Source organism: Pseudomonas sp. GM48 (assembly GCF_000282335.1).
Classification (GTDB): domain Bacteria; phylum Pseudomonadota; class Gammaproteobacteria; order Pseudomonadales; family Pseudomonadaceae; genus Aquipseudomonas.
Genome location: NZ_AKJM01000002.1, coordinates 1 through 17,405, shown reverse-complemented (window position 1 = coordinate 17,405; position 17,405 = coordinate 1). Strand labels below are relative to the sequence as shown.

13 protein-coding genes are annotated in these 17,405 nt (G+C 61.0%); 5 read left to right on the top strand and 8 right to left on the bottom strand.

Annotated features, from left to right (window positions below; genetic code table 11):
- Positions 1–141 precede the first annotated feature (141 nt).
- Positions 142–645, top strand: a complete 504-nt coding sequence (locus PMI28_RS28035; protein ID WP_007981235.1) for a peptidylprolyl isomerase — start codon at positions 142–144, stop codon at positions 643–645.
- On the top strand, positions 642–1,394 hold the full coding sequence (locus PMI28_RS28040; protein WP_007981233.1) for a UDP-2,3-diacylglucosamine diphosphatase: 753 nt from the start codon (positions 642–644) through the stop codon (positions 1,392–1,394). The genes PMI28_RS28035 and PMI28_RS28040 overlap by 4 nt, the downstream gene beginning before the upstream one ends.
- Before the next feature lie 123 nt (positions 1,395–1,517).
- Here the strand turns inward: PMI28_RS28040 and PMI28_RS28045 are convergent, their stop codons facing one another.
- The 7 genes from PMI28_RS28045 to PMI28_RS28075 form a co-directional block, all read right to left on the bottom strand.
- On the bottom strand, positions 1,518–3,050 hold the full coding sequence (locus PMI28_RS28045; RefSeq protein ID WP_007981231.1) for a DHA2 family efflux MFS transporter permease subunit: 1,533 nt from the start codon (positions 3,048–3,050) through the stop codon (positions 1,518–1,520).
- Positions 3,051–3,214: 164 nt separating this feature from the next.
- Positions 3,215–4,417 (bottom strand): HlyD family secretion protein, encoded by a 1,203-nt coding sequence (locus PMI28_RS28050; RefSeq protein ID WP_007981229.1) that lies wholly within the window; start codon positions 4,415–4,417, stop codon positions 3,215–3,217.
- A gap of 15 nt (positions 4,418–4,432) precedes the next feature.
- Positions 4,433–5,902, bottom strand: a complete 1,470-nt coding sequence (locus PMI28_RS28055; protein WP_007981227.1) for an efflux transporter outer membrane subunit — start codon at positions 5,900–5,902, stop codon at positions 4,433–4,435.
- Positions 5,899–6,372, bottom strand: a complete 474-nt coding sequence (locus PMI28_RS28060) for a MarR family winged helix-turn-helix transcriptional regulator (protein WP_007981224.1) — start codon at positions 6,370–6,372, stop codon at positions 5,899–5,901. Before PMI28_RS28060 ends, PMI28_RS28055 begins: the two co-directional genes overlap by 4 nt.
- 238 nt (positions 6,373–6,610) lie before the next feature.
- Positions 6,611–10,282 (bottom strand): translocation/assembly module TamB domain-containing protein, encoded by a 3,672-nt coding sequence (locus PMI28_RS28065; RefSeq protein ID WP_007981223.1) that lies wholly within the window; start codon positions 10,280–10,282, stop codon positions 6,611–6,613.
- Complete coding sequence (locus PMI28_RS28070) at positions 10,279–12,006, bottom strand: autotransporter assembly complex protein TamA (protein ID WP_033063011.1); 1,728 nt, start codon at positions 12,004–12,006, stop codon at positions 10,279–10,281. Before PMI28_RS28070 ends, PMI28_RS28065 begins: the two co-directional genes overlap by 4 nt.
- Positions 12,007–12,084: 78 nt before the next feature.
- Positions 12,085–12,735, bottom strand: coding sequence for a GNAT family N-acetyltransferase (locus PMI28_RS28075; protein WP_007981219.1), 651 nt, complete (start codon positions 12,733–12,735; stop codon positions 12,085–12,087).
- Between the two features lie 296 nt (positions 12,736–13,031).
- On the opposite strand from PMI28_RS28075, the gene xthA reads away from it, so the two are divergent.
- Both xthA and PMI28_RS28085 read left to right on the top strand, forming a co-directional pair.
- Positions 13,032–13,844: an exodeoxyribonuclease III gene (xthA, locus tag PMI28_RS28080; protein WP_007981217.1), complete on the top strand. Its 813-nt coding sequence runs from the start codon at positions 13,032–13,034 to the stop codon at positions 13,842–13,844.
- Positions 13,845–14,033: 189 nt separating this feature from the next.
- On the top strand, positions 14,034–15,374 hold the full coding sequence (locus PMI28_RS28085; RefSeq protein ID WP_007981214.1) for a substrate-binding domain-containing protein: 1,341 nt from the start codon (positions 14,034–14,036) through the stop codon (positions 15,372–15,374).
- A gap of 197 nt (positions 15,375–15,571) precedes the next feature.
- On the opposite strand, the gene PMI28_RS28090 is transcribed toward PMI28_RS28085, so the two are convergent.
- A complete protein-coding gene (locus PMI28_RS28090) occupies positions 15,572–16,801 on the bottom strand; it encodes an acyl-CoA dehydrogenase (RefSeq protein WP_007981212.1) in 1,230 nt (409 codons plus the stop codon).
- Positions 16,802–16,965: 164 nt separating this feature from the next.
- Here PMI28_RS28090 and PMI28_RS28095 point away from each other — a divergent pair.
- Positions 16,966–17,405, top strand: a 440-nt coding sequence (locus PMI28_RS28095) for a LysR family transcriptional regulator (protein WP_007981210.1), incomplete at its 3' end; no start/stop codon positions are given.

Genomic DNA, 17,405 nt, shown 5'->3' with positions numbered 1-17,405 from the left:
GTATTTAATAGGCTGTAAATGAAAAAACAGCCTCGAAATTCGCGTCTGGCACGCTAAACTGCGCACCTTGGCCAAAAAGGCTGAACCGGTGACGGGACATGAGGTTCCAACACCACGAATTCCTTATAAAGAGTAACGATCATGACCCAAGTCAAACTGACTACCAACTTCGGCGACATCGTCCTCGAACTGAACGCCGACAAAGCCCCGATCACCGTGGCCAACTTCGTTGAATACGTCAAAGCCGGTCACTACGAAAACACCGTTTTCCACCGTGTCATCGGTAACTTCATGATCCAGGGCGGCGGTTTCGAGCCAGGCATGAAAGAAAAGAAAGACAAGCGTCCAAGCATCCAGAACGAAGCTGACAACGGTCTTTCCAACGACAAGTACACCATTGCCATGGCCCGCACCATGGAGCCGCATTCGGCTTCCGCACAGTTCTTCATCAACGTGGCGGACAACAGCTTCCTGAACCACAGCGGCAAGAACGTACAAGGCTGGGGCTACGCGGTATTCGGTAAAGTGACCGCCGGCACCGACGTTGTCGACAAGATCAAAGGCGTGGCTACCACTTCCAAGGCCGGCCACCAGGACGTACCGGCAGACGACGTGATCATCGAGAAAGCCGAGATCATTGAGTGATATTGCTGATTTCAGATTTACATCTGGAAGAGGAGCGCCCGGATATCACCCGGGCGTTTCTGGATTTGCTCGCCGGACGCGCCCGCTCGGCGAGTGCGTTGTACATTCTGGGCGACTTTTTCGAGGTGTGGATTGGCGACGACGCCATGACACCGTTCCAGCGCTCCATCTGCCAGGCCCTGCGCGACCTCAGCGACAGCGGCACGGCCATTTTTCTGATGCACGGCAATCGCGACTTCATGCTCGGCAAGGCGTTCTGCAAAGAAGCTGGCTGCACATTGTTGAAGGACCCGAGTGTCGTGCAGCTCGCAGGCGAGCCGGTGCTGCTGATGCACGGCGACAGCCTGTGCACCCGCGATGTCGGCTACATGAAGCTGCGCCGCTATCTGCGCAACCCGATCACCCTGTTCATTCTGCGCCACCTCCCGCTGCGCACACGCCAGAAATTGGCGCGCAAGCTGCGCAGCGAAAGCCGTACGCAGGTGCGAATGAAGGCCAACGACATCGTCGATGTCACGCCCGAAGAGATTCCGCGGATCATGCAGGAGTACGGCGTGAAGACCTTGATTCACGGGCATACCCATCGTCCCGCAATTCACAAGTTGCAGCTTGGCGAGCACGCGGCCAGGCGCATTGTGCTGGGGGACTGGGATCGTCAAGGGTGGGCATTGCAGGTCGACGAACAAGGGTTTGCGCTGGCGCCGTTCGACTTCACCCCGCCGCCGCAACTGACAGCCCCCGCCAACTAACTAACGAACACCCCCCCCTGTGGGAGCGGGCTTGCTCGCGAAGGCGGATTAACATTCAACATCTCTGTTGACTGATCCTCCGCTTTCGCGAGCAAGCCCGCTCCCACATTGGTTGTGTGGTGTTTAGTGCCCCGCAGAGGCCGCAGGCCCGGCCTTCGCCGTAAACGGTGGCTTGGCCAGCCACACAATCAGGATCAGCCCCAGGAACATCCAGCCCAGCAAGGTGAAGTAATCCACCGTGGACATGATGTACGCCTGACTGATCACCATCTGATCCAGCTGCGTATAGGCCTTGGCCCCTGCCCCGCCCAGATGGGTAATCGCCTCGCGGGTCGCCGGATCGAACGGCGTGATGCTTTCTGTCAGGTACGCATGATGCTGATCCGCCCGACGAATCCAGATCCAGGTCGTCAGTGACGCCGCAAAACTGCCGCCCAAGGTCCGCAAAAACGTCGCCAACCCCGAGCCGTCGGCAATCTGGCTCGGTGGCAAATCCGAAAGGAGGATGGTCAGGGTCGGCATGAAGAACAGCGCCACGCCGATCCCCATGAACAACTGCACCAACGCGATGTGCTGAAAGTCCACTTCATTGGTGAACCCGGCGCGCATGAAACAGCTCAGGCCGATGGCCAGGAACGCCCCGCCCGCCAGCACCCGCATGTCGAATCGCGGCGCGTACTTGCCGACAAACGGCGCCAGCAGCACCGGCAGGATCCCCAGCGGCGCCACGGCAAAACCGGCCCAGGTCGCGGTGTAACCCAGTCGCGTTTGTAGCCACTGCGGCAGGATCAGGTTGATCCCGAAGAACCCGGCATAACCCAGAATCAGCACGATGGTGCCGTAGCGAAAGTTGCGATGGGCGAACAGGCGCAGGTTGACCACCGGGTGCTCATCGGTCATTTCCCAGATCACGAAGAACGCCAGGGCCACCACCGAAATCACGCTGCCGATCACGATGAAGCTCGATTCAAACCAGTCGGCGTCGTTGCCCTTGTCGAGCACGATCTGCAACGCGCCGACACCGATGATCAGCGCGATCAAACCGACGTAGTCCATCGGTTGGCGACTGGTGACCACCGGGCGCTTTTTCATCTGCTGGGTCACCACCCATGCCGCGAACAAGCCGATCGGCACGTTGATGAAGAAAATCCACGGCCAGCTGTAGCTGTCGGTGATCCAGCCGCCGAGGATCGGCCCGGCAATCGGCGCGACCACCGTGACCATTGCCAGCAATGCCAGGGCCAACCCCCGTTTCGCCGGGGGGTAAACCGCAATCAGCAGGGTCTGGGTCATCGGGTACAACGGCCCCGCCACCACGCCTTGCAAGACCCGAAAGCCCACCAGCTCCGGCATGGACGTCGAAATACCGCACAAAAACGAGGCCAGCACGAACAGCAGCGTGGCCCAGACAAACAGCTTCACCTCGCCAAATCGGCGACTGAGCCAACCGGTCAGCGGCAAAGCGATGGCGTTACTCACTGCAAACGAGGTGATTACCCAGGTGCCCTGTTCCGAACTCACGCCCAGGTTGCCGGAAATCGTCGGCAACGCCACGTTGGCGATGGTGGTGTCGAGCACTTGCATGAAGGTCGCCAGCGACAGGCCGATGGTGCTGAGCAGCAAACTCGGTGGCGTGAAAGACGCGTTATTGCTCATCGCGAATCCTTTGAAACCTGATCGGTGCTGCGCCTGTTACAGACGCAGCTAACCCTGTGGGAGCGGGCTTGCTCGCGAAGAGGTCGGCACATTCAACATGGATGTCGCCTGACGCTCCGCCTTCGCGAGCAAGCCCGCTCCCACAGGGTCGATGTAATGGCATTTCAGCGTTGCGCGGTCTTGCTGACCGCGGCGCTGTTGTCGTGGATCAACTGGGTGATCATCGCGTCCGCCTCGGCCAACTGACGGTCGTAGACATTGGTGCTGAACGAGGCCTTTTGCGGCGGCTGTTGTGCCAGCACCGGGCCACTCTGGTCGCGCAGGTTCACGTCAACCATGGTCGACAGACCGACCCGCAACGGGTGCCTGGCCAGTTCTTCGGCATTGACGTGGATCCGCACCGGCACGCGTTGCACGATTTTGATCCAGTTGCCGGTGGCGTTCTGCGCCGGCAGCAAGGCAAAGGCGCTGCCGGTCCCGGCGCCGAGGCTGTCGATGGTGCCGCTGTATTTCACGCTGCTGCCGTACAGGTCCGTCTCGATCTCCACCGGTTGGCCAATGCGCATGTCACGCAACTGGGTTTCCTTGAAGTTGGCGTCGATCCACAGCTGATCCAGCGGAATCACCGCCATCAGCGCGGTACCCGGTTGCACGCGCTGGCCCAGTTGCACCGAACGCTTGGCCACATAACCGGTGACCGGTGCAATCAGGACGCTGCGTGAGTTGTTCAGGTACGCCTGACGCAATTGCGCGGCGGCGGCCATCACGTCCGGGTGCGATGAAACCACGGTGTCATCGACCAGCGCGCTGGTGGTTTTGAGCTTTTGTTCGGCGTTGGCCAAGGCGTTTTGCGCCGAGGTCAGGTCGTCGCGGGCGTGGGACAGTTCTTCCTGGGAAATCGCCCCGCCAGCGGCAAGGTTCTTGCGCCGGCTGAAGTTGTCCTGGGCCTTTTGCACTTCGGCTTTCTGCGCATTGACCTGGGCTTTCATGCCGTCCACATCGCTGTACAAGCCGCGCACCTGACGCACGGTACGCGCCAGATTGGCCTGGGCATTTTGCAGACCGATTTCGGCGTCGTTCGGGTCGAAGTTCACCAGCACCTGGCCTTCATGCACCAGATCGCCATCGTCGGCGCCGATGCTGACCACGGTCCCCGTGACCAGCGGCGTGATTTCCACCACGTTGCCGTTCACATAGGCGTCGTCGGTGCTTTCGCTCCAGCGCCCGTAAAACTCGTGGTAGGCCCAGACGCCCGCGCCGCTCAGCACGACGGCGGCAGCCAGGACCAGCAACATGAACTTGCGCTTGCCCGAATTGGGGTTGCCTTGAGTGTTTTCAGGAGGTTGAGTTGTATCGGCAGTGGCCATGACAGGTACCTTGAATTAGTGGGTCAGCGTGGCTGGCGTGGCGTTGGCCGAGGCGATGGCCTCAGGCTGGAAACCGCCACCCAGTGCCTGCATCAGTTGGATTGACAGGTCGATCTGCTCGGCATTCAGGTTGGCCAGCTGACGCTGGGCCTGGAGCAATTGCTGCTCGATGCTGAGCACGTCCAGGTAGTTGCCGATGCCGGAACCGTAACGCTGGACCACGGTGTTGTAGGAATCCTGGGCGATGTCGGTGGCGTGCTGCTGGGCCGCGATCTGCCGACCGATATCGCGCAACTGGTTGATGCTGTCACCGACATCCCCCAGCGCCTTCACCAGGCTTTTGTTGTACTGCGCCACCGCGAGGTCGTAATCGGCGTCACGCGAATCGAGGTCGGCGCGCAAGCGGCCACCGTCGAAAATCGGCACAGAGATCGTCGGTGCAATGTTGAAGAAGCGGCTGGCCGAACCAAACATCGCATCGCCCAACAAGGATTCGGCGCCGGCAGCGGCGCTGAGGTTCAAGTTGGGATAGAACCGGGTCTTGCCGGCGTCGATACTTTTGCTCGCCGCCTCGACCCGCCAGCGCGCGGCCACCAGGTCCGGGCGACGCCCGAGCAGTTCGGCTGGCAACACCGAAGGTAGCGCTACCGCGCTCGGTTGAAGAATATTCGGCCGGGCAATTTCATTGCCGCGGTCCGGACCTTTGCCGAGCAGCACCGCAAGGGCGATCTTTGCGCTGTTCAGGCGCTTTTCAGCGTCGATCAAATTGGCTTGGGAGGTGGCTTCCAGGCTTTCGGTCTGCTGGAACTGGTACTGGCTGTCGATCCCGGCAGTCAGGCGCCGCTGGCTCAGGTCGAGCATTTGCCGGGTGCGCTTGAGGTCTTCGCTGGACAGGTCATAGACGATATGCGCCTGCCCCAGATCGCTGTAGGCCCGGGCGACGTCGGCGGCCAGGGTCAGTTGCGCGGCCTGCTGGTCGACTTCGGCGGCACGGGCCTGGCCCAGGGCTGCTTCCCAGGCATCGCGCTGACCGCCCCACAGGTCGAAGTTGTAGTTGAAACTGCTGCTGATGTTGCGAATGGTGGCGTAAGCATCGCCCTGCCCGCGCGGGTCCTGGTCCCGGGCCAGGCGCGAGCGGCTGACACCGGCGCTGGCATCCAGGGTCGGCATCCGCTCGGCGTCGGCGGCGTAGGCCGCAGCGCTGGCCTGATGGGCACGGGCGTCGGCGATTTGCATGTCCGGGCTATCACGCAGGGCCTCGCGGATCAGGCCGTCGAGTTGCGGGTCGCCAAGGCTTTTCCACCAGTCGCTTTTCGGCCAGGCGGCCGGCGACAACGCCACGCCGCCGAGGGATTGCCCGGCCTTGAGGTTTTTCGCGTCGAGGCTGACACCTTCGGCTTTCAGGCCGCTGTAGCTGGCGCAACCGGCCAGGCTCATGGCCAACAGCACCAGGCTCAGGCCGGTACGCAAGGGTTTACTGCTCATTTGTCACCTACCCGCAGCAGGGTGATCGAGTCACCGGCTGCTACTAGAATTTTCTTCAGAATCATCTCCAGAGTCTTCAGCTCATCTGGAGTGATGGCACCGGCCAGTTCATTCATGGCTTCGGCACCGATGTGCGGCAACAGCCCGGCGAGCTTTTGCCCTTCTTCCGTGAGTACAAGCTGCACTTGGCGGCGATCCGCCTCGGAGCGTTGGCGGGCGAGGAAACCTTTCTGTTCCAGACGATCGAGCATGCGAGTCATCGAGCCGCTGTCCAGGGACAGGTGACGGCACAACTCGCCCGGCGAGTCGACGCCGTACTGGGCCATGATGATCAACACCTTGAACTGCGCGGCGGTGATGCCGTGGGGTTCCATGTGGGTGTCGATGATCCGGTCCTTGAGCAGCGCGGCGCGCCCGAGCAGCAGGCCGAGATGGCAATTTTGGAAATCGTCCGGAGAGAAATGTTTCATCTGACCACCAATTAGCTGCCTAGGCAGTGAATGTATGTCTAGATGTTACTGCCTAGGCAGCGAATGTCAACGCAATAGTTAGCACGCTTGGTAAATAGTTGATAAATAGTGTCGGGTTTTGTGCTGCCCACACGGACGCCTTCGCGAGCAAGCCCGCTCCCACAGGGATCACGCTGAACCTGTGGGAGCGGGCTTGCTCGCGAATGGGGCGACTCGGTCTTTTGTAGGAAATGCGGGCCTAGAAATCCCGCTTGTAGAAGATGTCCAGCGAACTGGCGACGCCGCCGGCGGCTTCGAGGTAGACCTTTTTGCTCAGCTTGTAGCGCAAGGCAATGGTGTTGGCCGGTTCGAACACGCCAACGCCATAGCGCAGGCTGAGCTTCTCGGACAGGTTGCCGCTGGCCACCACGCTGGTGGTGTTGCCGCTGCCCTGGGTGTCGAGCTGGAAGTCCTGGATCCCCAGGTTCTTGGCCAGGCCGCTGGTGACCCCGGAGCTGCCCATCAAGCCCAGACCGAGCGCCGCCTGGGCGAGCATATTGTTGTCTTCGCCATTGCTGCTCAGCGGACGCCCGAGCACCAGATAGGACAGGGCCTGCTCCTGGCTCATGGCCGGTTCGGAGAAGATCTGCGTGGTCGGCTGCTCGGCGCTGCCACTCAGGCGGATGCCGGCGATGATGTCATCCGTCTTGCGAATGGCTTCGATGTCCAGGTACGGCTGATCGATGGGACCGGCAAACAGCAAGCGTGCCCGGCGCACTGAAAGCCGCTGGCCGTAGGCGCGATAACGCCCGTCGTTGAGCCACAACTCGCCGCGGGTGTCCATGTTGTCGCCGACGTGCACATGTCCCTGCACATTCGCGGTCAGGCCAAATCCCGCAAAGCTCAGCTTGTCTTCGCCGACGATCACTTCGATGTCCATCTTCATCGCCAGCGGTGGCTTGCCCTCCTCGGTCTGCTGACCGACGATCACCGTGTCATCGGAGACCTTGACCGTCGACGGCGGCAACTCACGAATGGTGATTTCGCCCTTGGGCACCAGCACTTTACCGGCGATGGCCAACTCGTCGCCCGTCATCGAGATTTTCAGGTCCGGTGCGACTTCCAGCTTGGCGTAAGGCTCAACGGTGACCGGCAACTGCGAACCCTTGAGCGCCAAATCCACTACCAACGCCTGGCCCCACGCGATGCTGCCGTTCAAGCTGCCCTGCCCGGCCTTGCCGCTGTTCCAGCCGCCGTTCAGTTGTACGCTTTCACCGGCGATGAGCGCCTGTACGTGCAGGTTTTGCAGCTCCATTGGCAATTCAGGTCCGGCCACTATGCCGTCACTCAGTTGCAGGCTGCCATTGACCTGCGGCGCCAATAGACCGCCAGCGATCGTGCCGCTGCCATTCAAGCGTCCGCTCAGCTTCTCGACCATCGGCACGAATGGCCGCGCCACCGACAGGTCCAGCCCGCTCAAGCGGAATGAGCCGCTCAACGGTTTGTTCTTCGGCAACGGATTGAGCTGCGCCTGGACCATCAGTTCGCCGAGTTTGCCACCGACGAAGTTGAGCTCGGTGTCGATGCGTTTGGGCGTGAGCTTGCTGGTGAGTTTCAGGGTCTGGTACGGGAAATCCAGCCACTGGTCCTTTTCCTTGATGCGCAACGTGCCGCCGCCGGCATCGACGCTGATCTGGCCGTTCGGACCGCTGGCCGGCAGGTCCAGTTGCAGGTCGGCATTGAGGCGGCCCTGCCAGGCGAAATCCTTCGGCAGCCACTGGGCGAGGCTGTCGATCGGGAATTGCTTGAGGTGATAACGCAGCTTCGGCTCGGGCATCAGGCGCGAATCTTCACCGCACAGGCTGGCCTGGCCGGATGCCCAGCAATGGGCGCCAAAGTTGATTTTGCCGTCCGCCAGGCGTTCGAGTTTCGCCGGCCCTTGCAGCTTCCAGTCCTGGCCACCGGCCTGGATATCACCGCTGGCCAGGCGTCCGCGCCAGTTACCTTGCTCCAGCACACCGTCCAGGCCAAGCGCGAGTTTCAGCTGCGGCCCTTGCAGGTCGAGGTTCAGCTTCTGGTTTTTTATGTCGCCCTGGCCGCTGGCGGTCAGCGCGCCCAGTGAAGTGTCGCCCGCCCGGATGCCGCTGCCCTTGAGGTCGATTTTTGCTCGTTGTGCGCTGTCCAGGGTGGCGTCCAGGTTCAGGCTTTGCAGACGATTGTCCTGGAAGGCCAGTTGCGAACCTTGCAGGTCAAGCTTGCCTTGCGGCGCCTTGAGTGTGCCGGCGACATCCACGCGGCCATTGAGTTGGCCGCGCAGTTGTGGCCAGAGTTGGGCCAGGCGCGGCAGCTTGAGATCGATCTGCCCAACGAGTTTCTGTTGCAGGCTACCTTTGCCGCTGATGCTGTTGTCGCCGAGGCGAACTTGCAGGGCATTTAGGTTCCATCGCTCGCCGCTGCCATCGGCCCTGGCCTGGATCACTGCCGGTTGACCGCGCAGTTTGCCTTTGAGGTCCAGGTCGGCATTGAGGCTGAGCATTTCGTTCTTCATCTCGCCCTGGCTGCGCAGCGGGCCGGCCAGCGTGCCCGGCAGCTCCGCGACCCAGTAAGCCGGGTTGATCGCCGACAAATCCAGCGCGGTGTCCCAGGCAATGCCATCGGCGAATTGCAGGTTCAGGTGCCCTTCGGCCTTGCCCTGCCCGGCCTGGAGTTGGATCTGTTGCAGGTAGATTTTCGTCAGGTCGCCAGCGAAAGGGCTGGCCAGGGTGAAGGCGCCGGCCGGACCATCCAGCGCGGCGTCGAAATGACCGAGGTACTTGCCGTCGGTATAGGACACCTCACCGTTGAAGCGGCGCAACGCAACTTCCGGCTCGTCGATCAATGGATAGAGCCTGTGCCACGGGAAATCCAGCCAGTCGATTTTCGCCTCGGCGCTCAGGCCTTTGCTCCAATCCACCAGCCCGGTGAGCTTGAGACTTTGCTTGTCGTTGGCGGTCAGGTCCAGCGCGGCGATCTGCGCGCCCTCGGCGTCGACCTTGCCTTGCAGCGCCAGTACGACCGGCCCTTGTTCTGCGGGCAACGTGGCTTTGCCTTGTAGCGCATAGCCATTTTTCAGGTCACCCGTACCGGTGAGCTCCAATTGATTGAGTTGCAGGGTGTCCGGCAGATCGGCACTGGGTTTGAAGCCATCGGCGGTGATCCGCACTTTGGCCGGCAAGTTTTCCACCAGCGGTTGCAGTTCGCCAGTCAGTTGCCCGTTGAGGTAACCGCTGCTGTCGGCCTTCAGGTTCAGGGTTTTCAGCAGGTCGCCGTCGATCTTCAACGCCAGTGCCAAGGGTTCAGGCGTCGACAACAGGGTCAGCTTACCTTCGGCGTTGAGCGGCCAGTTGCCGCTCGGTTGCAACAGGCCGGACAGATTCAGGCTCAGGTCATCGCGCTGTAACGCTACCGAATCGATCTTCAAACCGGCCGCCGTCCAGTGCGCCGCCAGTTGCAACCCCTTGAGTTCTTCGCTGCCGTTGAACAGCAGGCGACCGACCTTGATCTGCCCCAGCTCGATGGCCAACGGTAACTTGAGCTCCGGGAGCGTGATCGGGCCGCTGTCTGGCTCTTCGGTACCCGGCGGGAACGTCAGGCTGACCTGATCGGCCTGCAATTGCTCGATGCACAAGGTCATGCGGGTCAGGCACAACGGCGACCAGGCGAAAATCACCTGGTTCAGTTCAACCCGGCTGGTGTCCTGCTGCCACAGCACCCGGTCGGCACTCCACTGCCCGCCCAGCCGGCCCTGGAAGTTTTCCAGGGTCAACCCCGGCACGAACCCCAACGCCCAGCGGCTGCCCGTCGCCGTGCCCAACACCGTGGCCAGCGTCAAAACCACCAGCATCAACAGCGCCACTATCGCCAGCAGCGTTACTTTCAAACCACGCGTCACAGCTCAGGCCCCATGGAAAAGTGCAGTCGAATGCCGCCATCGTCGTCCAGCGCATGGGCCAGGTCGAGGCGGATCGGCCCCACCGGCGATACCCAGCGCACGCCGATACCAACGCCAGTCTTGAGGTTCGGCAGTTCGAGTGTATTGAAGGAGTTGCCCTGGTCGACAAAGGTCGCGACCCGCCATTTTTCGGCGATCGAATACTGGTACTCCGCACTGGCGGCGACCATGTAGCGCCCACCGATGCGGTCACCGTCGGAGTTTTCCGGGGACAGGCTCTGATAGTCGTAACCGCGCACGCTCTGATCGCCACCGGCGAAGAAGCGCAACGATGGCGGCACCGATTTGAAGCCATTGGTGGCACTGCCGCCGACCTGCACGCGCCCGAGAAAGCGGTGGTTGTCGAACACCGTGGTCAGGCCTTTGACCAATGCCGTGCCGTAGACCAGGTTGCTGTCGGAACCCAAACCTTCCTTGGCCACTTTGGATTCGAATTGCAGCCGATAGCCGTTGTGCGGGTCGATGCGGTTGTCGCTTTTGAGGTACGAGTAGTTCACACCGGGCATCAGCAGATTACTGAGTCCCGAGTCGTCGCCGAGCTGATAATCCTCGCGCTGCCACTTCAGCGACACCACCCGTTGCCAGCCGCTGGGCAATTTGCTGTGCCATTCGGGGCCGAGGGTCAGCAGCTTGCTGTGGGTGTCGGTGCCGGCGATGTCTTCATTCTGATAGCCGCCGGCAAAACGCAGTTTGTCGGTCAGTGGCGGGTCCAGCGGAATGTCGTAGAACAGCCCGACGTTTTGCCGAGGCGCCGAGACTTCGGTCTCCCAACCGTAACTGTGCCCTTGCGCGTTGACCCAGTGGCGGGTCCAGTTGGCCTTCGCCCGTGGGCCGACGTCGGTGGAGAAACCCAGGCCCAGGCCCATGGTCCGGGGCTTGCGGGTGTCGAGTTTGACGTCCACCGGGATCGCATCGTCCCTGGATGCCGTGGGCGCCGCGTCCACCCGCACGCCTTCGAAGTAACCACTGGATTGCAGGTTCTGATTGAGTTCGGCGATCAATTCCGAGTCGTACGGCGTACCGGCCTTGAATGGCACCATGCGTTGCAGCAGCTCGTCGTCGAACGGCGTATCACCCTCGAAACTGACTTTGCCCAAGGTATAACGCGGACCACTTTCATAGATCAGTTCGATATCGGCGACGCCGGCCCGCGGGTCGACCGATAATTTTGACCGAGTGAAGTGGCCGCTGAAAAAGCCATAGCGCGAAGCCTGATTCTGGATCAGGCGCTTGGCGTCCTCGTAATGGCCATGATTGAGCACGGCGCCGGGCTTGAGCGCGTCGCTTTTGGGGACTCGAAAGGATTTGAGGGCGGCGGCCGGACCGTCGACACGCACCGTGACATTGCGCAAGTGCACCGGCTCACCGGGGTCGACCGTCAGCACCAGGCGCGGGTCCTTGCCCCCCTTCACCTCGCTGTCGATGTGCGGCTGGTAATACCCCAAGGCCTGGGCGGCCTTGCGCGCCTGTTCTTCGGCACCACGGCTAAAGCGCAGCAAGGCTTCTTCGTCACGATCGCCGAGGCTGCCGATATAGCCTTCTATATTGGCTTTCAGCTCATCATTGGACGGTTTGATCCGTACATCCAATTCACTTTGTGCCAGCGCTGCGCAGCTGGTCATCAGCATCAGCGCACCGCTGGTAATTCTTCCTGGAAACTTCATAGGCGCGGATGCTATCACGAGCATGGATCATGGACACGGGAGCGTGATAGAGCCTGGCACGCAAGGAAAGTTCGCCGTTCAGGCCGATGCGGTGTGCAACACCTGGGGATTGGGGTGAAAAAACACATGCTCACGAATCGGTCCTACGGCAACTTCACCGATTTCCTCATAGCCCTGACGCTTATAGAACTCCAGATAGCGAGGATTCCCGGTATCGAGGATCACACCCTGTGAGTTCTCATCCACGGCGCACCAGTTGTGCACGGCTTGCAACAGTTGTTCGCCGAAATGTTTGCCCTGGAACTGCGGATGAACCCCCAGCAACGGCAGGACGTGCACCGCGTCGTTCGGCACGCAGCCCTCCACGGCAGCATGATATTCAAGGTAGCGACGGGTGCAGCGAAACCCCGTACTGAGCACCATGCGCAGGCGCCAGGCCCAACTTTCGGTAACGCCGAGGCGCCGTTGCGGCGGTGCGATCAGGGCGATGCCGATCAGGCGATCGTTGACCAGCAGGCCGATGGCCGGCAAGTCCTGGAGAAAATGCTGGGTCACCAGTTCGCGCACGGTGGCGCGAACCCGCTGTTCGTAGCCGGGGCGTTCGGCTTCGAACAAATAGCCGAAGGTTGGCTCGTGTCGATAAGCCTGGTACAGCAGCGAACGCGCTTCGCGGGCGTAGCCGCTGTCGAGCATGTGAATATCGGCGATGGCGGTCGAAGTTTCGGGCATGACGGTTAATCTCCCCGGCACAGCTCGGGTGGCTGCACTCTTGTTGTTACGAGCTGATCGGCGCTGACACAGTTCCTTACAGATCCGAAATGAGTGTAGGCAATGAAATCGCCTTCGCGAGCAAGTCAGCTCCCACAAAAGCAAAGGCAGGCGCCTAACCTGTGGGAGCGGGCTTGCTCGCGAAGAGGCCATCACTGCCCACACAAGGCTGACTGACAAAATCGAATCCTCTCACCCCACACTGGCCCGATTCCCACATGTCAGCTAGCATCGCCCTTTTGCCAGGACTGCCGACCATGAAGATCGTCTCCTTCAACATCAACGGGCTGCGCGCCCGTCCCCATCAGCTGGCGGCGCTGATCGAAAAGCACCAGCCCGATGTGATCGGCTTGCAGGAAACCAAGGTCCACGATGAGCAATTCCCGTTGGCCGAGGTTCAGGCCCTGGGTTATCACGTGTATTTCCACGGGCAAAAGGGTCATTACGGCGTCGCCCTGCTGTCGCGCAAGGAGCCGTTGGCCCTGCACAAGGGTTTCGCCACCGACGAAGAAGATGCCCAGCGGCGTTTCATCTGGGGCACTTTCGCCGACGCCAATGGCGTGCCGGTGACCATCATGAACGGCTATTTCCCGCAGGGCGAAAGCCGCGACCACCCGACCAAGTTCCCGGCCAAGGAACGCTTCTATAGCGACTTGCAGCAACTGCTGGAAAGCCAGTTCAAGAACGATCAGGCGCTGGTGGTGATGGGCGATGTGAACATTTCCCCGGAAGACTGCGACATCGGTATCGGCCCGGACAACATGAAGCGCTGGCTGAAGACCGGCAAATGCAGCTTCCTGCCGGAAGAACGCGAGTGGATGGCGCGCCTGAAGAACTGGGGCCTGGTGGACAGTTTCCGCCACCTGAACCCGGACGTCACCGACACCTTCAGCTGGTTCGACTACCGCAGCCGTGGTTTCGAAGACGAACCCAAGCGTGGCCTGCGCATCGACCTGATCCTCGCCTCCAACGGCTTGCTGCCACGGGTGAAGGCCGCGGGGGTGGACTACGAACTGCGTGGCATGGAGAAACCTTCGGACCATGCGCCGATCTGGCTTGAGTTGAGCTGATCCCGAGTCGTACGCAATACCAATGTGGGAGCGGGCTTGCTCGCGAAAGCGGTGTTTCAGTCAATACATGTGTCGACTGATCCGACGCTTTCGCGAGCAAGCCCGCTCCCACATTAGAAAAGTGTCATTTTTCGGAAACCTTACTGACTTAATCTCCCGACACCTCCTTTGGCTATATAAGGTGCCGGCATGATGCTGCGCGTATTGTTCCTGTTGATGCTGTGCATGGGCTTGCCGCAGGTGGTTTCGGCCGGTGGATTACCGACACCCGAACACGGCCCGGTGCTGCGCATTCAGGGTTCCAACACCATCGGCGCGGCCCTGGGACCGGCGCTGGTCGAGGGCCTGCTGAGCGAACAGGGTCTGCGCAGGATTCACCGCGAACCACTGGATACCGCCAACGAACTGCGCATCGTCGGTGAAACCGTTCAGGGTCGTCGGGTCGTGGTAGAGGTGGCAGCCCACGGTTCCAGCACTGGTTTTTCCGCCCTGAAAACCGCCAATGCCGACCTCGCCGCGTCATCGCGCCCGATCAAGGACAGCGAGCTGGTGAACCTTGAATCCTTGGGCGATCTGAAAAGCCCAGGCGCCGAACAGGTTATCGCCATCGATGGCCTGGCGATCATCCTTCACCCGGACAATCCGCTGAACCAACTCGACACCGTGCAACTGGCGCGCATTTTCAGTGGCGAAGTAAAAACCTGGGAAGACATCGGTGGCAGTGGAGGACCGATTCATCTGTATGCGCGGGATGATCAGTCCGGGACCTACGACACCTTCAAGGAACTGGTTCTGAGTGAGCGTGGAAAAAGTCTCAGCAGCACGGCAAAACGCTTCGAGTCCAGTGAACAACTGTCCGATGCGGTCAGTGCAGACCCGCGAGGCATCGGTTTCATCGGTTTGCCCTACGTGCGCCAGGCCAAGGCCGTGGCCATTGTCGACGGTCAATCGCAAGCCATGCTGCCGCTCAACAGCCTGATTGCCACGGAAGACTATCCGCTGTCCCGTCGATTGTTCTTCTACCTGCCGCCCAACGGGAAAAATCCCTGGGCCGATGCCCTGGTGGCCTTTGCCCAAAGCGCTAACGGCCAGGCCATTGTGGCCGCCAACGGCTTTATTGCCCAAACCGTCCAGGCCATGGCCGTTGCCCCCAATGCGTTGATGCCCGAGGGTTATCAGGCGTTGAGTCGACATGCTCAACGGCTGTCGGTGAACTTCCGCTTCGAGGAAGGCAGCGCCAGCCTGGACAACAAGGCCCGACAAGACCTGTGGCGGGTGCTCGACTATATAAAGCAGCACGGCAAAACCGAAGGACAGGTCTCGCTGGTGGGGTTTGGCGATGCCAAGAGTGACCCGGCGCGCGCCGACCTGTTGTCGAAATTGCGAGCCATGGCAGTGCGGCGGGAGTTGGTAAAGAGCGGCGTGGTGTTTCGCGAGATTCGCGGGTTTGGAGCGCAGATGCCGGTGGCAGCCAATAGCGCCGATGAAGGGCGGATCAAGAATCGGCGGGTTGAGGTTTGGGTGTATTGAATTGAGCACCGAACAATGTGGCTGAGAGCTTATGTGGCGAGGGAGCTTGCTCCCGCTCGGCTGCGCAGCAGTCGCAAACCAGACAACCCGGTGCATCTGATACAACCTGGCTACCGGATTTAGGGCCGCTTCGCGCCCCAGCGGGAGCAAGCTCCCTCGCCACAAGTATTCACTCAACAGAAAAATGCAGCGGTGTCTTAATGCCCGCTACGCAGCATCTCTTTCGGCACATATTTGCCGATTTCAAACTTGCCGATCGCCGCGCGGTGCACTTCGTCCGGGCCGTCGGCCAGGCGCAGGGTACGCTGCATCGCGTACATGTAGGCCAGCGGGAAATCGTTGGAAACCCCTGCCCCGCCATGGATCTGGATCGCCCGGTCGATCACTCGCAACGCAACGTTTGGCGCGACGACCTTGATCTGCGCGATCTCGCTACGGGCCACTTTGTTGCCAACCGTGTCCATCATGTACGCCGCCTTCAGTGTCAGCAGGCGTGCCATGTCGATTTCCATCCGCGAGTCGGCGATCTTGTCGACGTTGCCGCCCAGGCGTGCCAGGGGCTTGCCGAATGCCGTACGGCTCACCGAACGCTTGCACATCAGTTCCAGCGCACGCTCGGCCATGCCGATCGAACGCATGCAGTGGTGAATCCGGCCCGGGCCAAGGCGACCTTGAGCGATTTCGAAGCCGCGTCCTTCGCCCAGCAGGACGTTTTCGTACGGCACCCGGACGTTTTCGAACAGCACTTCGGCGTGACCGTGGGGAGCGTCGTCGTAGCCGAACACCGGCAGCGGACGCAGGATTTTTACCCCGGGGGTGTCCACCGGCACCAGAATCATCGAGTGCTGGGCGTGACGTGGCCCGTCCGGATCGCTCAGCCCCATGAAAACCAGAATTTTGCAGCGCGGGTCGCAAGCACCCGAGGTCCACCATTTCTTGCCGTTGATCACCCACTCGTCGCCATCGCGTACCGCACGGGCGGCCATGTTGGTGGCGTCGGAGGACGCGACATCCGGTTCGGTCATGGCGAATGCCGAGCGAATCTCGCCGCGCAGCAACGGTTCGAGCCAGCGTTGTTTCTGCTCTTCGTTGGCGTAACGCACCAGCACTTCCATGTTGCCGGTGTCGGGTGCCGAGCAGTTGAACGGTTCTGGCCCCAGCAGCGAGCGGCCCATGATTTCCGCCAGCGGCGCATATTCAAGGTTGGTCAACCCGGCACCCAACTCGGACTCAGGCAGAAACAAATTCCACAGACCTTCAGCCTTGGCCTTGAGTTTGAGTTCTTCCATGATCGCGGTCGGCTGCCAGCGGTCGCCCTCGGCGACCTGGCGCTCGAACACGGCTTCGGCGGGATAAACGTAGGTGTCCATGAACGCAGTCACGCGCTCACGCAGTTCCTGAACCTTGGGCGAATAAGCGAAATCCATGAGCAGATACCTTCTTGGGAGAGGTTGTTTAGATCATGCATTCGATGCTAGAACAGCCATGAAAATTTACCTAGCCTATTCTCGGCGTGTATAAACATTCATCACCGATATATGATCGGCTGATCGTCAAGATCAGCCCGCCCACACAATAAGAGAGCCGCGTAATGAATCTGAGCAAGGTCGATCTCAACCTTTTCATCGTCTTCGACGCGATCTACACCGAAGCCAACCTGACCCGCGCCGGGCAAATCGTTGGTATCACCCAACCGGCAGTGTCGAATGCGCTGGCGCGTCTGCGCGAGACCTTCAACGACCCGCTGTTCGTGCGCACCGCCCAGGGCATGGTGCCGACGCCCATGGCCCAGAACATCATCGGTCCGGTGCGCAACGCGCTGTCGCTGCTGCGGGTGTCGGTGCAGGAAAGCCGCATCTTCAACCCGCAGCAGGCGGTCAAGACCTACCGCATCAGCATGACCGACCTCACCGAAGCGGTGATCCTGCCGCCGCTGTTCCAGCGCCTGCGTCGCCTGGCGCCGACGGTGATCATCGAAAGTTTTCTGTCCAAACGCCGTGAAACCACCAAGGAACTGGCGGCCGGCCGCCT